The 20,653-nt window shown below is 59.5% G+C and carries 20 protein-coding genes; 11 read left to right on the forward strand and 9 right to left on the reverse strand.

Translation table 11 applies throughout. From position 1 onward, the window contains the following. Positions 1-277 precede the first annotated feature (277 nt). Both L8K08_RS11055 and L8K08_RS11060 read left to right on the forward strand, forming a co-directional pair. Positions 278-1,129, forward strand: a complete 852-nt coding sequence (locus L8K08_RS11055) for a GNAT family N-acetyltransferase (protein ID WP_242196670.1) — start codon at positions 278-280, stop codon at positions 1,127-1,129. A gap of 22 nt (positions 1,130-1,151) precedes the next feature. Then, positions 1,152-1,865 (forward strand): cupin domain-containing protein, encoded by a 714-nt coding sequence (locus tag L8K08_RS11060; protein WP_242196673.1) that lies wholly within the window; start codon positions 1,152-1,154, stop codon positions 1,863-1,865. An 8-nt stretch (positions 1,866-1,873) separates the two neighbouring features. Here the strand turns inward: L8K08_RS11060 and L8K08_RS11065 are convergent, their stop codons facing one another. After that, entirely contained in the window at positions 1,874-2,758 is an 885-nt protein-coding gene (locus L8K08_RS11065) for a LysR family transcriptional regulator (protein ID WP_017478853.1), read from the reverse strand. Between the two features lie 95 nt (positions 2,759-2,853). On the opposite strand from L8K08_RS11065, the gene L8K08_RS11070 reads away from it, so the two are divergent. The 5 genes from L8K08_RS11070 to L8K08_RS11090 all read left to right on the forward strand — a co-directional run bounded on the left by L8K08_RS11070 (position 2,854) and on the right by L8K08_RS11090 (position 8,261). Then, complete coding sequence (locus tag L8K08_RS11070) at positions 2,854-3,990, forward strand: DSD1 family PLP-dependent enzyme (RefSeq protein ID WP_242196676.1); 1,137 nt, start codon at positions 2,854-2,856, stop codon at positions 3,988-3,990. Then, positions 3,980-5,164 (forward strand): FAD-binding oxidoreductase, encoded by a 1,185-nt coding sequence (locus L8K08_RS11075; RefSeq protein WP_242196679.1) that lies wholly within the window; start codon positions 3,980-3,982, stop codon positions 5,162-5,164. Before L8K08_RS11070 ends, L8K08_RS11075 begins: the two co-directional genes overlap by 11 nt. Further along, complete coding sequence (locus L8K08_RS11080) at positions 5,161-6,006, forward strand: GNAT family N-acetyltransferase (RefSeq protein WP_145160727.1); 846 nt, start codon at positions 5,161-5,163, stop codon at positions 6,004-6,006. The genes L8K08_RS11075 and L8K08_RS11080 overlap by 4 nt, the downstream gene beginning before the upstream one ends. Positions 6,007-6,152: 146 nt before the next feature. Beyond that, a complete protein-coding gene (locus tag L8K08_RS11085) occupies positions 6,153-7,598 on the forward strand; it encodes an aldehyde dehydrogenase family protein (protein ID WP_242196682.1) in 1,446 nt (481 codons plus the stop codon). A gap of 270 nt (positions 7,599-7,868) precedes the next feature. Then, positions 7,869-8,261: a helix-turn-helix domain-containing protein gene (locus L8K08_RS11090; RefSeq protein WP_242196685.1), complete on the forward strand. Its 393-nt coding sequence runs from the start codon at positions 7,869-7,871 to the stop codon at positions 8,259-8,261. 167 nt (positions 8,262-8,428) lie between these two features. Here the strand turns inward: L8K08_RS11090 and L8K08_RS11095 are convergent, their stop codons facing one another. The 4 genes from L8K08_RS11095 to L8K08_RS11110 form a co-directional block, all read right to left on the reverse strand. After that, positions 8,429-9,754 (reverse strand): FAD-binding oxidoreductase, encoded by a 1,326-nt coding sequence (locus tag L8K08_RS11095; RefSeq protein ID WP_242196688.1) that lies wholly within the window; start codon positions 9,752-9,754, stop codon positions 8,429-8,431. Positions 9,755-9,794: 40 nt separating this feature from the next. Further along, positions 9,795-10,463 carry a haloacid dehalogenase type II gene (locus tag L8K08_RS11100; protein WP_145160721.1) on the reverse strand — a complete coding sequence of 223 codons (669 nt, stop codon included), beginning with the start codon at positions 10,461-10,463 and terminating at the stop codon, positions 9,795-9,797. A gap of 190 nt (positions 10,464-10,653) precedes the next feature. Beyond that, positions 10,654-12,009 carry an aspartate aminotransferase family protein gene (locus L8K08_RS11105; protein WP_242196691.1) on the reverse strand — a complete coding sequence of 452 codons (1,356 nt, stop codon included), beginning with the start codon at positions 12,007-12,009 and terminating at the stop codon, positions 10,654-10,656. A gap of 27 nt (positions 12,010-12,036) precedes the next feature. Continuing rightward, entirely contained in the window at positions 12,037-13,164 is a 1,128-nt protein-coding gene (locus L8K08_RS11110; RefSeq protein ID WP_242196694.1) for a phosphotransferase, read from the reverse strand. Between the two features lie 256 nt (positions 13,165-13,420). Between L8K08_RS11110 and L8K08_RS11115 the strand changes: the two genes are divergently transcribed. After that, a complete protein-coding gene (locus L8K08_RS11115; protein WP_145160716.1) occupies positions 13,421-14,104 on the forward strand; it encodes a GntR family transcriptional regulator in 684 nt (227 codons plus the stop codon). Between the two features lie 347 nt (positions 14,105-14,451). Here the strand turns inward: L8K08_RS11115 and L8K08_RS11120 are convergent, their stop codons facing one another. Continuing rightward, on the reverse strand, positions 14,452-15,273 hold the full coding sequence (locus L8K08_RS11120; protein WP_242197895.1) for an NAD(P)H-binding protein: 822 nt from the start codon (positions 15,271-15,273) through the stop codon (positions 14,452-14,454). Between the two features lie 199 nt (positions 15,274-15,472). Here L8K08_RS11120 and L8K08_RS11125 point away from each other — a divergent pair, with 199 nt between their 5' ends. Next, entirely contained in the window at positions 15,473-16,534 is a 1,062-nt protein-coding gene (locus tag L8K08_RS11125) for an SDR family oxidoreductase (protein ID WP_145160711.1), read from the forward strand. Positions 16,535-16,569: 35 nt separating this feature from the next. Here L8K08_RS11125 and L8K08_RS11130 read toward each other — a convergent pair whose 3' ends face one another. Both L8K08_RS11130 and L8K08_RS11135 read right to left on the reverse strand, forming a co-directional pair. Beyond that, positions 16,570-17,940, reverse strand: coding sequence for a heavy metal sensor histidine kinase (locus tag L8K08_RS11130; protein ID WP_242197897.1), 1,371 nt, complete (start codon positions 17,938-17,940; stop codon positions 16,570-16,572). After that, a complete protein-coding gene (locus L8K08_RS11135; RefSeq protein WP_242196697.1) occupies positions 17,937-18,608 on the reverse strand; it encodes a heavy metal response regulator transcription factor in 672 nt (223 codons plus the stop codon). Before L8K08_RS11135 ends, L8K08_RS11130 begins: the two co-directional genes overlap by 4 nt. A 146-nt stretch (positions 18,609-18,754) precedes the next feature. Between L8K08_RS11135 and L8K08_RS11140 the strand changes: the two genes are divergently transcribed. Together L8K08_RS11140 and uraH are read left to right on the forward strand one after the other, a co-directional pair. Continuing rightward, positions 18,755-19,258 (forward strand): heme-binding protein, encoded by a 504-nt coding sequence (locus L8K08_RS11140; RefSeq protein ID WP_242197899.1) that lies wholly within the window; start codon positions 18,755-18,757, stop codon positions 19,256-19,258. Positions 19,259-19,268: 10 nt separating this feature from the next. Next, on the forward strand, positions 19,269-19,679 hold the full coding sequence (uraH, locus tag L8K08_RS11145; RefSeq protein WP_242196702.1) for a hydroxyisourate hydrolase: 411 nt from the start codon (positions 19,269-19,271) through the stop codon (positions 19,677-19,679). Positions 19,680-19,986: 307 nt separating this feature from the next. Here uraH and L8K08_RS11150 read toward each other — a convergent pair whose 3' ends face one another. Further along, a complete protein-coding gene (locus L8K08_RS11150) occupies positions 19,987-20,568 on the reverse strand; it encodes a DedA family protein (RefSeq protein ID WP_242196705.1) in 582 nt (193 codons plus the stop codon). Positions 20,569-20,653 lie beyond the last annotated feature (85 nt).

Below are 20,653 nucleotides of genomic sequence, written 5' to 3' on the forward strand. Positions count from 1 at the left end.
CTTTGAGGGGCAGAAAGGCTTAAGGACGGGGGTGGGGGCGGCAGAAAGTGTGGCTGGCCGGGATTGCTTGCGTGGCCGTGACCGCGCTATGGAGATGTACCCGGAAAACACCCTTGGCATTTGCTGCTGCCCCCCTACCCCAATTAAGTAGTAACTGTGGCCGCGCAACACACAGCCCAAGGAATCTGCCGAATATTCCCGACCCACTTGCCAGCCTCTAAAACAGGTGGGATACAAGCATCCTCGTGCTGAACAATACGCTCTATGGAGGCTCGCCATGTCCGCCCTGCCACACCCTGCTTATGTATACCGCCCCATGACCGCGGCCGACCTGCCGGCCGCCCATACCTTGTCGGTGCAACTCAAATGGCCGCACCGCCTGGAAGACTGGGCCATGTTGCAACGTGTCAGCGACGGTTTCGTGGTGATGGATGGCGAGCGCCTGATCGGCAGCGCCTTCACCTGCCCCCAGGGCGACTACGCCACCATCGGTTTGGTGATCGTGAGCAATGACTACCAGGGCCAGGGCATCGGCCGTCGTTTGATGGAAAAAGCCCTCGCCGCCTGCGATGCGCGCACGCCGGTCCTCAACGCCACCCTCGCCGGCGCCCCGCTGTATACCAGCCAGGGGTTCGTCGAATTTGGGCGAGTGCAACAGCATCAGGGCCAGGCGTTGGTGCCCGCCCTGCCGGGACTGGCCGATGGCGAAACCTGCCGCGCCCTGCACGCCGACGACCACCCCGGCCTGCTCGCGCTGGCCAAAGCCGCCAGTGGCCTGGACCGCCGCGAAGTACTGCGCGACCTGCAGGTGGAGCACGCGGTGGGCATCGAGCGCGATGGCCAGCTACGCGGCTTCGCCCTGCTGCGGCCGTTTGGTCGTGGGCGCTGCATTGGCCCGGTGGTTGCCGAAAACATCGATCAGGCCAAGCACTTGATCACGGTACTGCTGGCCCAGGTGCCGGATGCCTTTGTCCGCATCGACATTCCCGTCGCCTGCGGCCTCAGCGACTGGCTCGAATACGCCGGGCTGAAGAACATCGACACCGTCGCGCAGATGGCTCTGGGCACGCCGCCCCGGGCCAGCCACGGCGTACACCCCTTTGCCCTGATCACTCAGGCGATCGGCTGACTTTCCTCCCGGAGCATTCCCCATGTCATCTCCCCGTATCCTGCTGTTGGCTCGCGCCGACGGCAGCCGCGTTGCCACGTCTTTCAATACCGGCGCCTTGAGCGCGCTGGACCCCTTCGGCGACACCCGCCAACTCGCCTGGCTGGGCGATGATGGCGTGTCCGCAGGGCTGGTGACATTCAGCGGCGAAGCCGTGATCGAAGGCTTCCCCCACAGCGAAACACTGGTGGTACACGCAGGCCATGTGCTGCTCGGCAGCGCAGACCAGACACTGGAGCTGGGGGTCGGCAGCAGCGCCGTGATCGGTCGTGGCACACGCCTTACAGTGCAGGCGAGCGCAGGCAGCCAATGGGCGTTCTGCGCCGTCGACCAAGCCGATGCTCCGGCGCGTCCGGGCCTGACCTTGCTTGCCCCGCATACCCTGCTCAATCCCTCCGCCGCGCCCGAACCACAGATCCTGATCGGCCCTACCCCGCAGTGCCGCGCGTTCAACCTGTTCGATGATGAGGTCACTGAGCTGCGCATCGGCATCTGGGACTCGACGCCCTACGCCCGCCACGGCCGCCCGCACAAACTGCATGAATTGATGCACCTGCTCGAAGGCAGCGTCACGCTGCAAGACGACGAGGGAGTTGCGGTGACGGTCAACCGTGGCGACACGGTATTCGTGGCCAAAGGTGCGCCGTGTGCCTGGAACAGCACGGTGTATGTACGCAAGGTCTACGCCGTGAAATAAGGCGCAAATCAGGCTTTCAGCGCCTCCTCCATAAACGCCACCAATGCCTGGACGCGCGGGCTGCGAAGCTTTCGCGACGGCACCAGGAGGATGATCGGCGCACTGTCAAAACTCCAGTCCGCCAGCACGCGCACCAGGCTGCCGCTGGCAACGGCGTCGCTGACATCCCACTGCGAACGCAACACCAACCCCAAGCCTTGCTCGGCCCATCGCCGGGCAACGCTTCCATCATTGCTCAGCAACGCCGGCTCCACGCGCAGCGTCTTGCGGCCCTGCCCCTTGCGCAGGTGCCAGAGCGTAACGTCCTCATCATTTTCACGAATGCAAATGCAGCGATGGGACGCCAGTTCGTCCGGTGATGACGGTACACCGTGGGCTTGCAGGTAGGCTGGGCTCGCGCATAGCCAACGCTCGTTTGGCGTGAGCGACCGCGCCGTCCACAGGCTGTCGTTGAGATGGCCGATGTGAATCACCGCATCGCTGTCATGACGATCAGGCCAGGGGGTCTCGCGCAGATCCAGGTGCAGGCACAACTGGGGGTGCATCCTGGCAAAACGCGCCAACAGCGGTGCGATTCGCTGCCGACCATAGCCAAATGGCGCCGCCAACCTCAAGGTGCCCACCAGCGTTTCGTCCTTTTGCCTGAAGGACTCCGGCAGCGCTTCGAGCTGCTCCAGCAGCAGCGCACTTTCTCGCGAGAACCGCTCGCCATCTGCCGTAAGGCTGAGGCGTCGGGCGTCGCGATTGGCCAGGGTCAGCCCCAGGAAGGTCTCCAGTTTACGCAGGCGCATGGAGAGCGCCGGCGGAGTGACGTTCAGGGCTCGGGCCGCAGCGCTCAGTGATTCAGAGCGCGCAAGGGTGACGGCCAGACGCAGGTCTTCGATAGAAATCATTCAGTTTTACTTAATGATTGATTAGTCATGATTGAACCACAACTTAAGGACAGCTGAGTAGAGTGCCGCCTGTACCCAGTCACTCGAGTTCCGCCATGTCCATGCAGATTGCCTCCCTAGACACACCTGTCGCACTCATCGACCTTACGCGAATGCAGCACAACATCCAGCGTATGCAAGAGCGCATGGGCACCCTTGGCGTACGTTTGCGCCCGCACATCAAAACCAGCAAGTGCTTGCCGGTGATCCAGGCACAGATTGACGCAGGCGCCAGCGGCGTCACGGTTTCCACCCTCAAAGAGGCCGAGCGTTGTTTCGCCGCAGGCATCAGCGATGTGTTCTACGCCGTTGCCATAGCGCCGGGCAAACTGCCTCAGGCCCTGGCCCTGCGGCGCAGAGGCTGCAACTTGAGTCTGCTCACCGACAGCGTCTCAGGCGCTCGCGCCATCGTCGCGTTCGCACAGCAACATGACGAACGCTTCGACGTATGGATCGAGATCGATTGCGACGGCCATCGCTCAGGCCTGGCCGCGCAAGACCCTGTGCTGATTGAGGTGGCGCACCTGCTCAACGACGGCGGTATGCGCCTGCGGGGGGTGATGACCCACGCGGGCTCCAGTTACGAGTTGGACACCCTCGAAGCCCTGCAGGCGCTGGCCGAACAGGAACGTGCCCTCTGCGTCAGCGCCGCCCGCACCATCCGCGAAGCCGGGCTGGCGTGCGCCGAGGTCAGTATCGGCTCAACCCCCACGGCCCTCTCGGCCCTGAACCTGGACGGTGTCACCGAAGTGAGGGCGGGCGTGTATGTGTTCTTTGACCTGGTGATGCGTAACATTGGCGTGTGTCAGGCCGACGAGTTGGCACTCAGCGTACTGACCACGGTGATCGGCCATCAGCCGGACAAAGGCTGGATCATTACTGACGCCGGCTGGATGGCCATGAGCCGTGACCGTGGCACACAGCGCCAGCGCCAGGACTTCGGTTATGGCCAAGTGTGTACCGAAGCCGGCGACTGGATCGACGGTTCGCTGGTCACGGGCGCCAACCAGGAACATGGCATCGTCACCCTGGGCACCGCCGCCATTGACGACCTTGTTACGCGCTTCCCCATCGGCAGCCGGCTGCGCATCCTCCCCAACCATGCCTGCGCCACCGGCGCGCAGTTCCCGGACTATCACGCCGTGGACGCCAAAGGCGGCGTACACATCTGGAGCCGCCTCCATGGCTGGTAATCAATCAGGTTCGAAAAGCCAGGTGCTGATTATCGGTGGCGGCATCATGGGCGCCTCGTCGGCGTTTTTCCTGCGGCGGCGCGGCTGCTCGGTCACGCTGCTGGAACGCGACCAGATCGGTCAGTACGCCAGCGGTGTGAACTTCGGCAACGTGCGCCGCCAGGGCCGCTACCTGGGGCAACTGGAGCTGGCCAATCGTTCTTGGGCGCTGTGGAAACGCCTGCCCGAGCTGATCGATGACGACCTGGAGTTCATCCCCAGTGGCCACATGCGCGTGTGCTATCGCGAAGATGAAATCGCTGAACTTGAGGCCTACGCCGCCGCGTCGGAAGCCGCGCAACTGGACTTGAAAATCTATCGCGGCGCCGAGCTGCACCGGCGCTTTGGTTTCCTCGGCCCAGAGGTGAAAGGCGGCTCCTATGCGCCTCACGATGGTCACGCCAACCCGCGCCTCGCAGCGCCGGCGTTTGCCCGTGCAGCCCGGCGTCTCGGGGCACGAATCGAGGAAAAGACCGAAGTCGCCGACGTGGAAAAGGTCAATGGTTTATTCCAGGTCACCACCACCGACGGGCAGTTGTTCGTCGCCGAGCAGCTGTTGATTACAGCCGGTGCCTGGGCTGCCCGCTTGTCCGAGCGCTTTGGTGAGCCGGTACCGCTGGAGCCCAACGGCCCGCAGATGTCGGTCACGGAACCGGTGCCCTACGCCTTGCCGACCGTGATCGGTGTGTTCACCAAAATCAAGGAAGAGGTGATCTACTTCCGCCAGATCCCGCGCGGCAACATCATCATCGGCGGCGGCAACCGCTGTACGCCGGACATGATCAACCGACGGGCGTTTTTCAAACCCGAAAGCCTGCTCAACCAGATGCGCCAAATGCGGCGACTGTTACCGGGGGCCGAGAAGCTGAACATCATTCGTGTGTGGAGCGGTATCGAGAGCTACACCCCGGACTCCCTACCGGTGATGGGCCCGAGCGGCAGCGTGGACGGGTTGTTTTATGCCTTCGGCTTCTGTGGGCACGGCTTCCAGCTCGGCCCGGGCGTGGGGGATGTAATGGCCGAGCTGATCAGCACCGGCAGCACCAGCACCTTGATCAGCCCCTTCGATATCCGGCGGTTTACCCAACCTTCTACGGTGCCTGCAAACGCCCCCACTACAGGAAAACTGATATGAGCCACTCCTACGTTTATCGCACAGTCACCGCCGCCGACATGCCCGCCGCCCACGCACTGTCCGTGCACCTGAAATGGCCTCACCGCGAGGAAGACTGGGCGATGGTGCAGCGCACGTCCGAAGGCTTTGTCGCCGAACATGAGGGTAAGCTGGTGGGCGTGGCGTTCGCCTGCCATCAGGGGGCTTATTCCTCCATCGGTCTGGTGATTGTGAGTGATCAACACCAAGGCAAAGGCATCGGGCGCCAGCTGATGAACCTGTGCCTGGACGCTACGGGCCCGCGTACGCCGATCCTCAACGCAACCGAATCAGGGGCGCCGCTGTACACCAGCCTGGGCTTCGTCGACTTTGCGCACATTCAGCAACATCAGGGCGTACCGCACGCTCCGGCACCAATGCCGTTGACCCGGCATGCGCACTGTCGCGTATTGAGCCTGGCTGATTACCCCACGGTGATCGAACTGGCCAATGCCGGCAGCGGCCTGGACCGCACCCAGGTACTCAACGACCTGCTGTCTACGGCCGAGCACGTGGTCGGCATTGAGGTCGAAGGGCAACTCAATGGTTGCGCCCTGCTCCGCCGATTTGGTCGGGGCCATATCGTGGGTCCTGTCGTTGCACACAATCAGGAACAGGCCCAACAGTTGATCACTCACCTGCTGCGGTTGATCCCGGGTCAGTTCGTGCGCTTCGACATTCCCACCGCCTGCGGATTGGCCGACTGGCTGGAGAGCCTGGGGCTGCCATGCGTCGACAAAGCGCCGCGAATGGTACGGGGTGTGCCCCCGCAATCAAGCGGCGGCATCAACCAGTTTGCGCTGGTGACGCAAGCAATCGGCTAGGTCGCAAAGCCAGCCTGCCAGATTCAGCAGATTATCCCTTGCAGCGTTGAATAACGGCATCTTCGGGCTGAAACCTTTTGCTAGCTTAGCGAGACACCGGGCCTTGCTGTTCGCAGCGCCTATTGCCGCTCCAGGGAGCCAGTTGGATGACCATACACGCTTCGAACAAAACGTCTCAGCAGCTTTATATCGACGGCTGCTGGGTTTCCCCGACCATTGCCACCAGTTTGCCGGTGGTCAACCCGGCCAATGAGGAGGTGGTTGCACAGGTCGCAAGCGGGTCTGCCGAGGATGTGGATCGTGCCGTTGCGGCAGCACGTGCGGCGTTCGCCGGTTGGTCTGCAACGCCCGCGGCGTCCAGGGCGTTGGTGCTTGGGAAAATCCACGAGCTTATCCTTGAGCGCAAAGAGCAGCTTGCACAGGCGCTCTCCTTGGAAATGGGCGCCGCCATCGGCTTCGCTCGGGCAATGCAAGTGCCGTTGGCGGCCGAACACGTTCGGGTCGCTCGTGATTTGCTGTCCAGCTATCGCTTCCAGACGGTGGAAGGCGGTACCGCCATCCAGCGCGAGCCCATAGGCGTCTGCGGTCTTATCACGCCGTGGAACTGGCCGTTGTATCAGATCACCGCCAAAGTCGCCCCGGCCATCGCCGCAGGCTGCACCGTGGTCTTGAAACCCAGCGAACTGTCGCCGCTGAGTGCCCTGCTGTTTGCACAACTGGTGCATGACGCAGGCCTGCCGCCCGGGGTGTTCAACCTCGTCAATGGAAGCGGTGCCCAGGTTGGCGCAGCCATGGCGGCACATCCGGATATCGATATGATCTCAATCACCGGCTCCAACCGCGCAGGCGCGCTGGTTGCCCAAGCGGCAGCCCCTACGGTGAAACGCGTCACCCAGGAACTGGGGGGCAAGTCGCCGAATGTGTTGCTGCCCGACGCCGACTTCGCCAAGGCCGTACCGCTGGGGGTGATGTCCGCGTTTCGCAACGTCGGGCAATCGTGCAGCGCTCCGACCCGCATGATCGTGCCAAAAAACCGTTTGGCCGAGGTCGAAGCCCTGGCGGCGGCGACTGCAAATGCGCTCATCGTTGGCGACCCGCAATCGGAAGACACGCAATTGGGGCCCATCGCCAACGAAGCCCAGTTCAATCGCGTCCAGGCGATGATCCAGGCAGGCCTCGACGAGGGTGCGAAACTGGTGTGCGGTGGGCCTGGGCGTGTGCTGGGTTTTGACAAGGGTTTTTATACCCGCCCCACGGTTTTCTCCGACGTGAACAGCGCCATGCGCATTGCCCAGGAAGAAATCTTCGGCCCGGTGCTGTGCATCATTGCGTATGAGACGGTGGATGAAGCCGTCGCCATCGCCAACGACACGGTATACGGTTTGGGCGCCCACGTTCAGGGCCACGACTTGACGCAGGCACGTGCCGTGGCGTCGCGTATTCGTGCGGGCCAAGTGCACCTGAACTACCCCGCGTGGAATCCGATGGCGCCGTTTGGTGGCTACAAGCGCTCAGGGAATGGTCGGGAGTATGGCGTGCAGGGGTTTGAGGAGTATTTGGAAACCAAGGCTATTATTGGATTTGGTGAATGAGTCATGGGCCTGTGGCGAGGGCTTAATTTTGCAGGCATGGAAAAGCCCAAGCGTTACCGTTTGGGCTAAGTCATTGAGCTATATGGTTGGGACGGAGTGATTCGAACACTCGACCCCTGGCACCCCATACATGGCGTAGGCAGATATGCACCTGGCCAAGGCGGCGATACTCTAAGAGTTGAGATCCTTGGCGCGGCCCAGGTTGCCAAATTCCTGTGCTTCGCACGCAGTGATCGCATAGGGGCCGAAACCGACCAACTCCGATTAGGCTTGTTGCACCTCACCGCTCATGCCGACGTCATTGTTGAAAGCCCGGAGTACTTGGGGAATGGCGAGATTAGCGAACGTACAGGTTTGTCCAAGTCCACGACCAGTCGCCTGACCCAGACGCTTATCCGCAGCGGCATGCTGGTGTACGAGGAAACGGAGATTGCTTACGCCTGCGAAAGCGTGCGACTCCGAGGGTATTGCGCTGCTTCCTGGCAGGCCGAAGTTGTGGCCATTTCCACGCCACTTGGCATACGTAATTATCAGGACCACATATTGAATATCAGCGTATCGACCCCTAAGTCGATTGAAGCAGTGATCGCTCAATATGCCAAACCATTGATGGCGCTGGCTGACAAAATTCGAGCCAGTTTCTTCGATAGCGACGGACGCTAATCACGGGCTGAACAGCCTGGCCAACAAGCCGAATTCAGCCTGCAATAAAAAAGAACGCGGTCAATGGCGGTCGACGGGTGGTGTTCATTTCGCACAAGAAACGGTTCCAGCGGATACTTGAAACGCGAAGGCGCGTTCTCAATACTTTTCAACAAAACGGCTTCAACTCAGAAGTCCGCCACCTTACCCCAGGCGGACGTCTGAAAACGGTCTGGGTGATAAGGACGCGGATCAACAATGGGGGTCATACCGCTGACGATATCGGCAATCAGATGACCCGCGCCCGGACCAATACCAAAACCATGCCCGCTGAACCCTGCCGCGATCACCAACCCTGGCAGGCTGGCCATTTCGCCGATACCGGGAACACCGTCCGGCGTACTGTCCACATAGCCGGCCCAGGACGCCTTGATCGACGTTCCTTGCAAAGCCGGCACCAATTGCACCGCGCGCTTGTAAGTCAACGCAACTGTCGAGGCATCAGCGCTTGGATCGAGAATTCGCATTCTCTCCATCGGCGTGGGCTGGTCCAGGCGCCAGCGCTTCAAGCTTTCGTGGCCTGCGTGCCAGCCTTCCAGCCCCCCAAGCGCAAGGTTGCGCCAGCGGCGCTGAAACATCGGCAAGAATTGCGTAGAGACCCCCAACAACTGCGGAGTGATGTCGACTCGACCTCGTCCGCTGATCGCCAGCGTGTAACCGCCATCGAAGCGGCGGGTCATGGACGCGCCAGCGGTATGCAGCGCACTGGGAATTTCCTGGCTCGGAGCGGTGACCGAAAGAACGGTCTGACGAATCGTCGCTTGCGGGAACCGAATACCGTATTGGCGGCAGAACGACGAAGCCCAGGCGCCGGCGGCAAGCACCGCGAGCCGGGTGCGTATGGTGCCTTTTTCGGTGATCACCGCCGACAATCGACCGCCTTCGGTCTCGACGCCCCGCACGGCGCAATCCTGGTGCACGCTACTGCCCAGTGCCATGATCGCGCATGCGACCGCGGGGGCTGCGCGGGAAGGGTCGGCTATGCCATCGGTGGGCGCAAACACCCCACCCCTCCAAGACGTGCCAGTCGCCCTGCCACGCTCTGCGGCCTGCTCGGCGGTGAGCATCTGGGTTTGCACGTTGACCGTACGCGCAAACTCGCCCCAGCGCGCCCACCCTTCCAGCTCCTCGTCGTTGTTGCTTAGGTAAAGTAAGCCGCACCGCGTAAAACCGGTCTGCTCACCGGTTTGCGCGGCGAATTGCTCCCACAGTTCAAGGCTTTTGGTGGCCATCGGCAACTCACGCGCATCGCGATTCTGCTGACGGCACCAGCCCCAGTTACGGCTTGATTGCTCGGCGCCTATGCGGCCCTTTTCGACCAGGGCGACCTTCATGCCGCGTCTGGCAAGATAATAGGCGGTAAAGGCGCCGATGATACCGCCGCCGATCACGACCACATCAGCCTCTGCCGGCAGATCGGCAGAGGTATGCACGGGAATTAAGGGTGCTGGCATGTTCTAGTTATCCAAATGGGATCAGAAGAGTGACCTGTTGCTAAAGCCCGACCAGTCCGGCCAGCCCGCCGATATCCGGGATCTGGTGGTAGCCGAAGGCTGCATTGGCCGGCTGTTCATGCCCCCGGGCCACGAAGGCTTTGTGCTTGATCTTCATGTCGTGGGCCGACATCAGGTCATAGCGAAAGCTCGATGAAACATGCAGCACGTCCTCCGGCCTGCAGCCCAGGTTATCGAGCATGAACTCGAAAGCCGCCAGACGTGGTTTGTAGGCCTGGGCCTGCTGGGCGGTGAAGACCTTGTGAAACGGTGCGCCGAGCTTGTCGACGTTGGACATGATTTGTTCGTCCATGGCGTTGGAAAAAATCACCAGGGGAATCTTGCCGGCGATTTTCGCCAGACCCGCCGGCACGTCGGGATGCGGTCCCCAGGTCGGCACGGCGTCGTAGTACACCTGGCCTTCGTCGCGGTATTCGATGCCCCAACGCTTGCACGTGCGCGCCAAGGCTATCTTGAGAATCTGGTCATAAGGCAGCCAGTCACCCATGACCTGGTCCAAGCGATAGGCCGCGTAGTCCTTGATGAACTGGTCCATTCGCTCAGCCGGGATGCGATCGGCAAACAGATCGCGCGTCAGGGCTGCGGTTTTGAAGTTGGTCAATGTGCCGTAGCAGTCGAAGGTAATGTACTTGGGGCGAAGAACGCTCATGAATGCGGTCCTTAATCAGTGCTGAGGTCATTACGGCGCAAGCCGCTGTGGGGTGCCGAGCATCCGGCCCTCATGAATTTATTACATCACCATGAGGCCGTGCATAAGCGCTTAAACGCTGGGTTACTTGGTACAAACTACCGTTTTAAAGGCACGCCCCAGCAGCTTTATCGAGACACCGGGGTGGGCTTTACAACTCGGCAAAAGCGCTTTCCAAGGCGTCCAGCAGCCGACCCGCCTCCCTTGCTGTCCAGATCAAGGGCGGGCGAATTTTCAGAATGCTCGCATCGGGTCCGGTCGCAGAAATGAGCACGCGTTTGTCCCGCAGATGGTTGACCAGGCGCAAAGCGGTCTGCATGTCCGGCGTTTTGTTGGCCCGGTCCTTTACCAGCTCGACCGCGAAGTACATGCCGGTGCCTCGCACGTCGCCAATCTGCTCGTACCGGGCAGCCAGGTCGTTGAGACCCGCCATGATCAGGCTGCCCACACGGTTGGCGTTGGCCATCAACTGCTCTTCGGTAATGACATCCAGCGTCGCCTGAGCGGCCGCGATCGCGACGCTGTTGCCGCCAAACGTATTGAAATAGCGCATGTCGCGACCGAAACTTGCGACCACTTCCGGACGCACCATCAATCCCGCCACTGGGTAGCCGTTGCCCATGGGTTTGCCCATGGTGATGATGTCCGGCACCACCGCGTGGCGTTGATGCCCCCAGAAATGCGTGCCGCTGCGACCAAACCCCGACTGGACCTCATCGGCGATGAACAGGCCTCCCGCCTTGCGCACCACCTCGGCGATCGGCCCGAATACATCGACCGGATCACAGAACAGGCCATCGGACGAAAACAGGCAGTCGGCAATGAACGCCGCGACTCCCCCCCCATGGCGTTGGATATCGCGGATCTGCGCCGCCACTTGGTCGGCCATATAGCGGCCCAGTGCTTCACGTGGGATGCGATAGGAGTCCGGAGCAGGCACCCGGCGCACGAACGGGTCGAGCTTGGCATTGATACCCAGCGACGGCGAAAAGGCTGCCACGGTCGCCGAGTTGCCGTGGTAGGCCTCGGCGGTGACGATGACGCCCGTATTGCCGGTGTGATGCCGTGCAATGCGGATGGCAAGATCGTTGGCTTCCGAACCACTGCAGGTGAACATCAAGTGCCCTTCGGCGGCCATCTCTCCGTCCGCCGTGGCGCGCAGCTGTTCGGCGTAGTCAAGAATGCCGTCCTGCATGTACCGAGTGTGGCTGCACAGCTTATTCATCTGTTCAGTGACCGCAGCGATAACGCGCGGATGGCAATGCCCCAACGACACCACGTTGTTGTAGGCGTCCAGGTACTCGTTGCCGTCCTTATCGTACAGGTAAGCCCCTTCGCCACGCACAACCCCCACCGGCTCGTTGTAGAACAACCGATAGGCGGGCCCCAGCAAATCGATCCGACGCTGAATATGTTCACGTGCAGCAGGGTCCAGGCGATCGGCGTTGGCAGGGTTGAAGCCGTTAGGCATGTCACCACGGACAGCCCGGATATTTGAGTTGCTCATTTAAACCCCCCCTAAGCTATGGATGAATCAGTCGGCGAAGTGCATCAAAAGCGCTGACATCTGTGACGGTGACCGGTTAAGCATCCAATCCAACTGGCCCCATCCCGGCGCGGCATTCCTTAAGATGTAGGCGCTGTTCTGCGGGAAAAGCTGCGAGCGCCAGGTGGTAATCAACGCTCTGGCAACCAGGCGTGCCATGGCCAGGTGCGGGATAAGGGCCAGCTCCTCTGGCGTCAGGTCGGCGACCCGCAGGTAACCTCTGAGCAGATCCTTGGCGGGGGCAAAAATATCGAGGTCCTGGCCGGGTTGCACCGCGAGCAACTGGTTCATCATGGCTGTAGACACATCGATGGCAATAGCGGTCTTGACCGTGTCGCCGAAATCGATGATCGCTCCGACACATTGCGGGCGATGCGCATCGATGACGATGTTCGAGGTATTGAAGTCGTTATGCAGCACTTGTTGTCGGCACCCAGCGATCAAGCCCTCTACCTCGCCAAAGCGTTCGAGTGCCCGCTCCAGCGAGTGCCGGCGCGCGGGCTCGACGACACCGTTGAGCATCGGCTCAAGCATCCGCAGGTGCTGCACATCCCAGCAGACCTTGCGCGATTCTGCCGGGTGGGTAAAGTCGGCAGTGGCCAGCCTCAGGTGCGCAAGCAATTGGCCGATCTGCTCGCGCCCCAGGGAGTTGAGGGTGGTTTTATCCAATGGTGTGCCTGGCATAAAGCTCAGAAGCCTCACCTGCCTTGACTCACCACTTTCAGTTACTACGGTGGTCAGGTACCTGTCGTCCAGTGCGGGGTAAACCCTGGGGATCGGTAACTGAGGCGCCCTGCGCCCAATATGCTGCATCACTTCGATTTGCAGCGAGAGCTCAACGGGCGCTTCCTGCGGGTTGGCGATCTTGAGCACGTAGGATTGGCCGCTTGAACAATCGCAGCGAAACGTATCGTCTTTTTCCGTGGCAAATCGCGTCAACTGCGCGCTGATACCAAACTGCTCCAGCACAATACGCCGACCTTCCTCAAGCGACACTGGCGTGAAAGGCGCCGCCAAATCTCCCTGTAAGGCGACAAGGCTTTCGCTGGACTCATCTTTCCCAATTACTTGCATTGCCGGACTCCTGGGCGTGGAAAGCCATGCATGGCACGACATCGATGCAAATATATTGTGCTACAATTATTTTAATTGGAAGGAAATATTTCGAGCTTCTAGCTGGCTTTCAGATAAGACATTTAACAAAATCAATAATAATCAAAAGCTTATAATGATTTAAAAAATCAAAAAAAACTCAAAAAAAATATAGTTGTTGCACAATTTACAAGAAGACCAGCGACCTCGCTGGCGAGCGTCACCGCGGGCGTATTAGAATCGCTCGCTCTACCGAGCCCCAACCCTCGTCGTGGTTAACATGATTTTTTCCAGCACGAACATTGAAACATCCCCAGTCAAGCTCTCAGCGGTCGAAGCACTGGCTGCAAAGCTCAAGGCCAGGATCCTGAACGGTGACTTCGAGCCAGGCGAATTCCTGCGAGACGTCAAGATGGCGGATGAGTACGAAGTGGCGCGCAACACGTTTCGCAGCGCAGCACAGCTGCTGGTGTCATTCGGCTTGTTGCTGAAAGTACCTCATCGCGGGTTCTGCATACCCGAGTTCGGCCCGGATGACATCGTCGATATTGCTCGGCTGCGCGGGGTACTGGAAACTGAAGCGGTGCGCATGATTATCCTCAATGGCACGGTTCCAGCTGACGCGCTGGACGCCGTTGAAAGATTGCGCAATGCCGCACCCGACACTCCACGCTCAGACATTGTCACCGCCGATGGTGACTTCCACCGAGCCATCATCCGCGCCAGTGGCAGCGCACGCCTGCAGCGCAGCTATGCCATGCTGGAGAGCGAGATTGAGCTGCTGCTAGTACTGCAACAGCCCTGTTATGAGGACCCCAAGCAAATCGTCGAGGACCATGAGCACTTGATAGCCTGCCTTCGCAGTCGCGACTTCGAAACAGCCCGCACAGCGTTTGTCGAGCATTGGGAGGATTTGAGCGCCAAGCTATTACGCGCACAGTTCGAGCGACGACAATCGCTTTGAACAACAATAAAAGTGCAGAATGTGGCTGGAATGCTTGATGCAGTACTCAGTGATGATACTGCTGAAGGAGGAGTTCTGCGTGCAGAGCTGGTCAACCAAGCGCGCTTGTCTTCAAGGGAATGGAACCCTCTTTGCTATCGAACAGTCCGCTTCGCCCGAGCAGCTTCCTCACGAGCCCCTTACCCTGCTAACCGACTGAGAGCTCCTGCAACAACCACCTCCATTGAGCAGCTCATTACGGCAACCAGGCCATGCCCATCCACGACAGGACCATGGCTCTGTGAGCCAACCTTCAACAAGCGCCCCCCCCTTAAAATGTGGTGGCGGCGCGAAGGATCTATTGATAATTAGGCGCGAAGAGCCAACGCGACCAATTCCTTCATCGGTATCGATGGACGGCCAATCAACGTTGATAAAACACCTCCGTCATCAAACAGCGCTCCGCGGGACGCCGCGGCATCTGCGTCAGCCAGCAAGGCGGCAAGATCAGCAGGAAGCCCAAAATCAACCAGCAATTTTGCGTAGTCCTGCTCAGGAAGATCGTTGTAGACCACAGGCTTGCCGGACTGGCGGGAGACCTCAGCCGCCAGTTCGGCCAGGGTGAAGGCCTGATCGGCTGCCAGCTCATATATTTCGCCTGCATGGCTGCCTTTAGTCAGGACCGCCGCTGCCGCCGCTGCGTAATCTTTACGCGCCGCCGAGGAAAAGCGTCCGTACTTTGCAGAGCCTACGAACGCACCATGCTCAAGTGCAGCAGGCAACGCGTATAAGTGGTTTTCAGTGTACCAACCGTTGCGCAGGATGACGGACGCAGCGATCGCTTCTTCAGTTTGTCGGTGTTCTATCGCGAGCTGAGCGGTCGATGAATCGGCGTGTAACATACTGGTGTAAGCCAGCAGTGAAACGCCCGCCTGTTTCGCCGCATCAATGACGGCGCGGTGTAAAGGCAGCCGCCCGTTTACTTCGCTAGAGGAAATCAAAATAAGCTTTTCCACTCCCTCAAACGCGCGGGCTAATGTTTCAGGCCTTGCGTAGTCTGCCTCGCGTACAACCACTCCGCGTTCAGCCAGATCTTGTGCCTTCGCAGGATTGCGGACCGCCGCGATAATGCGAGAACCCGGCACGCTCTTCAAAAGCTGACCAACATCCGGGAATATGTTGACACGCAGGCGCTGGCACGGGCCTCAGAGGGCGTCGCGAGCCCCAAACACTGAGCCCCAGGGACCACCATTAACGGAGGCGACCCGCAAAGGGCTTATATATTGGTGTTGAGCTTGCCGCCATTCGACGATTACTTGCGTGCACTCCAGTTTAGATTGAACCTCCGTTGCTCAGGTGGACTCCCAACTCTAAATCTAGGAGGAACTCATGAGCCAAACAGCTTTAGTCGTCGGCGCCAGCGGCATCGTTGGCAGCGCCATCACTCAATTACTGATCGACAACAAGTGGCAGGTCGCCGCGCTATCAAGGCACCCGTCGCAATCGCAAGGCGTGATCCCCATCGCGGCAGACCTTCAGGATCCTGCCTCGCTGGAACATGCGCTTGCGGATCTGAAACCTACTCATGTGTTCATCACCACATGGTCGCGGCAAGCCACGGAGGCGGAAAACATTCGCGTTAATGCCGCCATGGTTCGCAACGTGCTGGCCGCCGTTCGACCCGCCAAGAGCGTTGAGCACGTAGCACTGGTTACTGGCCTGAAACACTACCTCGGCCCGTTCGAAGCCTATGGTAAAGGCAGCCTTCCGCAAACACCGTTTCGCGAAGAGCAGGATCGTCTGAATGTCGAGAATTTCTATTACGCCCAGGAGGACGAACTTTTCGCCGCGGCTGAAAAGGACGGCTTCACCTGGAGCGTTCATCGCCCGCATACCGTCACCGGGGTTGCCGTAGGCAACGCGATGAATATGGCGACCACCCTCGCCGTCTACGCCTCGGTTTGCAAACAGACGAATCGCCCTTTTGTATTTCCGGGATCAAGAGTGCAGTGGGACAGCCTCACCGACATGACGGATGCACGGCAGTTGGCGAAACAACAACTGTGGGCGGCCACCACGCCGGCGGCAGCCAACCAGGCATTCAATGTCACTAATGGCGATGTGTTTCGCTGGAAATGGATGTGGGGCCGAATTGCCGAATACTTCGACGTGCCTGCTGCCGATTATCCTGCCTCACTCTCACCGCTCGAGCAGCAAATGGCTGACGACCAAGCGGTGTGGACGCAAATAGTCGCGGAGCACGGCTTGAAGGAAGCTGATATTGGTCGCCTGATATCCCCATGGCATACCGATGCAGACCTTGGTAGACCCATCGAAGTCGTGACTGATATGTCGAAAAGCCGTGCAATGGGCTTCACCGCCTACCAGGCGAGCGATCAAGCATTTTTCGATGTGTTCGACAAACTCCGCGAGATGCGCTTGATCCCCTAGGTCGTGCCACAACGGATAGGCTTAAGGGCATTCGCTTAAGCCTTCTGTAGCACAAACACCAAGCAAAAGCGTGTACCTGCTCCAGTGCTCTCAACGGTTACCCGCCCGCCATGCAATTGCATAATTGAACGGACGATTGCTAATCCCAAGCCACCAGAATCGTCCGGCTGATTGCGTGACGGGTCGCACCGGTAGAAGCGCTCAAACAACCGAGGTAGATGTTGCGCCGAAATCGGCGGGCCTTGGTTGTGCACAGTGACTTCGATCCTGTCCTCCCACACCACACTGCTAATCGTCACTGCGCTAGCAGTAGCGCCATAACGCAGCGCGTTGGACAGCAGGTTAGCCAATGCTCGACGGACCAAGGCCGGATCAGCACGCACGTGGTCATGGGCCTGATTGATCAGCGTGACGTCACGCTCTTGCGCCACGCCTTCAAAATACTCACACAGTTGCTCGACTAGATCGTGCAGGTTGATGAGCTCATCACTCACCGATGCATGCGACTGCTCGTTACGAGCGAGAAACAGCATGCTGTCGATCATTCGCGCCAGACGCTCATATTCTTCCTGATTGGAAACCAGCAGGTTCTGGTAGTCCTCAATTGAACGACCATGCCTGAGCGATTGTTGGGTATGCCCCATCAGGTTGGTGAGCGGGGTACGCATCTCATGGGCGAGATCCTCTGAGAATCGTGAGAGCTGGGCGAAGCCCTCTTCGAGGCGCGCAAGCATTTGATTAAGCGCCTGGCTGAGCATTTGCAGTTCACTGAATTCGTTGAACTCATCCAGCCGCAGATGCAGATGGTGTGCATCAATGGCGGCAGCGCGCTTGGCCAGCAGGCGCACAGGTCGTAAGCCTCGCTGACTGACCCACCCGCCGAGTACAAAAGCCAGCAATGCGCCGACCGACATCGCGAGCCAGAGCTTGAGTCGGTAAGCCCCCAGCATTTGCTCGCGCTCGCTCAACAACTTGCCAGCAATCAGGGTCAAGCCGCGATCACCCTGCATGACATGCTGCCAGGCAAGCCGCACCGGCACCGAAGTGTCACCGTCACCCACCTGAGCCTGGGCTGCAGCCGGTAACCTGGGCAAGCTCATGCTGACGGGGTTGATTTCGATCAGCACCTGGCCTGTGTCATCGACAATCCACAGCAGGTTGTCGCGATTGCCCAGCATGTTTTCGTATAGCTTGGGCCGATTTCTGAGTTGCTCGACGCTGACACTGTCGTTGATCAACACCTGCATGCGCTCCAGGCGCCCGAGCAGGGCCTGGTCATCGCGCCAGGCGATTTCTCGCTGTAACGACTGATAAAGATAAAAACCAATGGAGCCCAGCAGCAGCGCGCTGACCAACGCGAACATGACCGCCAGGCGCAAGCTCAGGGCGCGCGGAAACAGTTTCAGGATTGCACCTCAAGCATGTAGCCGATGCCACGCACTGTCTGTATCAACTTGAGCGGGTAAGGATCGTCAACCTTGGCGCGCAGTCGCCGGATTGCGACGTCGACCACATTGGTATCACTGTCAAAGTTCATCTGCCAGATCTGCGAAGCAATCAACGAGCGCGATAGCACCTCCCCTTCACGGCTGACCAGCAGGTGCAACAGGGCAAACTCCTTGTTGGTCAAGGTGAGGCGCTCTCCCCCGCGCGTAACTTTACGCCGCAACAGATCCAGGCTCAGGTCTGCAGCCAGGAACTGCTCGACCTCACGTGGCGGCCCCCTGCGCAGCAGAGTACGTACGCGCGCCAACAACTCGGCATAGGAAAAAGGTTTGACCAGGTAATCATCGGCCCCTGACTCAAGCCCCTTGACCCGATCCTCCACAGAGTCCCTGGCAGTCAGAAAAAGCACCGGGGTTTGCCACTTGCGCCGAATAATCTGCAGCAATTGCCATCCGTCCAGGCCCGGCAGCATGACGTCCAGGATGATCAGGTCGAACTCACTTTCCTGCGCCAGATACTGGCCCTCCAGGCCATCCAGGGCGACTTCCACCACGTAACCCGATTCAGTCAGGGCTTTGTGCAGGTAATCCGCTGTTTTCGCTTCATCTTCTACAACCAGGATACGCATCTTTTCCTCCGGAACTGGCGCATAGGCTAGCGCGCCCGCGCGTTTTGGCACATTACATCTTGGTAATCATCAGGCAATCATTCTGACGGAGTGCACGGGGCATCATGCCTGGCTATGACTCAGCCAGACCAATCAAAGGACAAAGCATGCGTATACGCCTATCGACCTCATTGCTGATGTCACTCGCAATGAACTCAGCGCTCGCCATTGCAGCCCCGGATCAAGTGCTGCAGCGCAGCGATGTCTCACTGGCAATGGCCAATGATTTGCTGAACGCCGCGCTGACAGCCTGTCATGCCGATGGCCGTACAGGTGTTGCTGCCATTGTCGACCGTGGGGGCAATCTGGTCGCCTTGCAGCGTGACGATAACGTGGGCCCACACAACACATTAGCCGCCCAACGCAAGGCCTATACCGCCCTATCGACCAAGACGCCAACACGACTATTGGCAGAGCGTGCCCGCAGCACCCCCGATGCGGAAAACCTCAACACCCTGCATGAGCTATTGCTGCTGGGCGGCGGCGTGCCGTTGCTGTTTGAAGGGCAAGTCATTGGCGCGATCGGCGTGGCCGGTGCCGGTGGTGCAGCAAACGATGAAGGTTGCGCATTGGCCGCTATCAACAAAATCTTACCTACCGTCAAAAACTAAGGACATCATCATGACTGGATTAAAAACGTTCTTCGCGGGCCTTGTATTGAGTGTCGTATCGTCACTGGCGTTAGCGGCAGGAAACCCGCTCAGCGTGCATGTACTCAACTTACAAGATGGTCTGCCCTCCCCTGGCGTCAATGTCACGCTGGAAAAACAGGACGGCGAAAGCTGGAAAATGCTCAACAGCGCCGCGACAAATGAGCAAGGGCGTATTCCCGGGTTGTACCCCGATGGTCAGGCGCTGGAGAAAGGCACCTACCGTGTCACCTTCAAAACCGGGGAGTGGTTCAAAGCGCACCAAGTTGCAAGTTTCTTTCCGGAGGTACCGGTCATTTTTGAGGTAGACGGGACACTTTCGCACTACCACATCCCATTACTGCTCAGCCCCTACGGTTTCTCTACCTACAGAGGCAATTGAGCGTCGACCCGACAGAGCAACAAGGCCGCCCCTGATCTCATGGGCGGCCTTTCTTTTTGATTATTTTGCATCACCACCCACCTTGATATCGAAGGCGCAGGCGATCCGTTCATGACAGCAGGCATGACCGTACGCAGCACAGCAAAAAAGTTACCTCGCCCAGACAGTGGCCGCCGCTGTGTCGATAGCCGTTGCGCGGTGCCTGCTTCCAACCCCGGCTCAGACGAGCAGCCCACATCGAAAAAAAAGCACACCTGGAACGCTTTGCTTGGTCATGGGCCGACGAAGAGCCTGGATGACCACTCCCTCAGCGGTGCAACGCCTTGGTCCGGCGGCGCAAATACCGCACCAGCGCCGCAAGGGCTACAAGTGCTACCACCCCGATAAAGATTGGCAGGCGATACGGTCTCAGGTCGCCAAAAAAATGCTGCAGTGCTTCGCCAGCCCAATAGCCGGCGCTGACGAACAGGGTGGCCCAGATCGCCGCACTCAGCACATTGATCAGCGCGAAACGCCAGGGTGCCAGACCGCTTGCACCGATCACCATAGGCCCCACCAAGCGCATTCCGTAGAGAAAGCGCACAGCGAATACAGACGTCATGGGGTAGCGATGGATAAGGCGCTCCACCCGTTGAATGGCAGACTGGTGACGCTTCAGTTTGGGCAGCAGGCGACTCCCGGAATAACGTCCGGTCCAGAACAGTAACTGATCGCCGAGTATGCCGCCCAGGGTGGCCCAGCCGATCACATGCAGCCATTGCAGAGTGCCCTGGTGTGCAGCCATACCGCCGAGAAGCAAAACTGTTTCGCCTTCCAGCAGGCAGCCCACGAAGATGACCCAGTAGCCGTAGACGGCAATAAGCGCGTTGAGGTCGAGATGTTCGAACATGGGCATTCCTGGATGCGGTGGAGGCAATGGCGGCATCATTGCATTTGTTTGACCCAGCATTAATGCGCATAAACAGATCTGTTCC

This window comes from Pseudomonas sp. TREG-RG-20F-10-E-6-01 (assembly GCF_022662455.1).
Lineage (GTDB): Bacteria > Pseudomonadota > Gammaproteobacteria > Pseudomonadales > Pseudomonadaceae > Aquipseudomonas.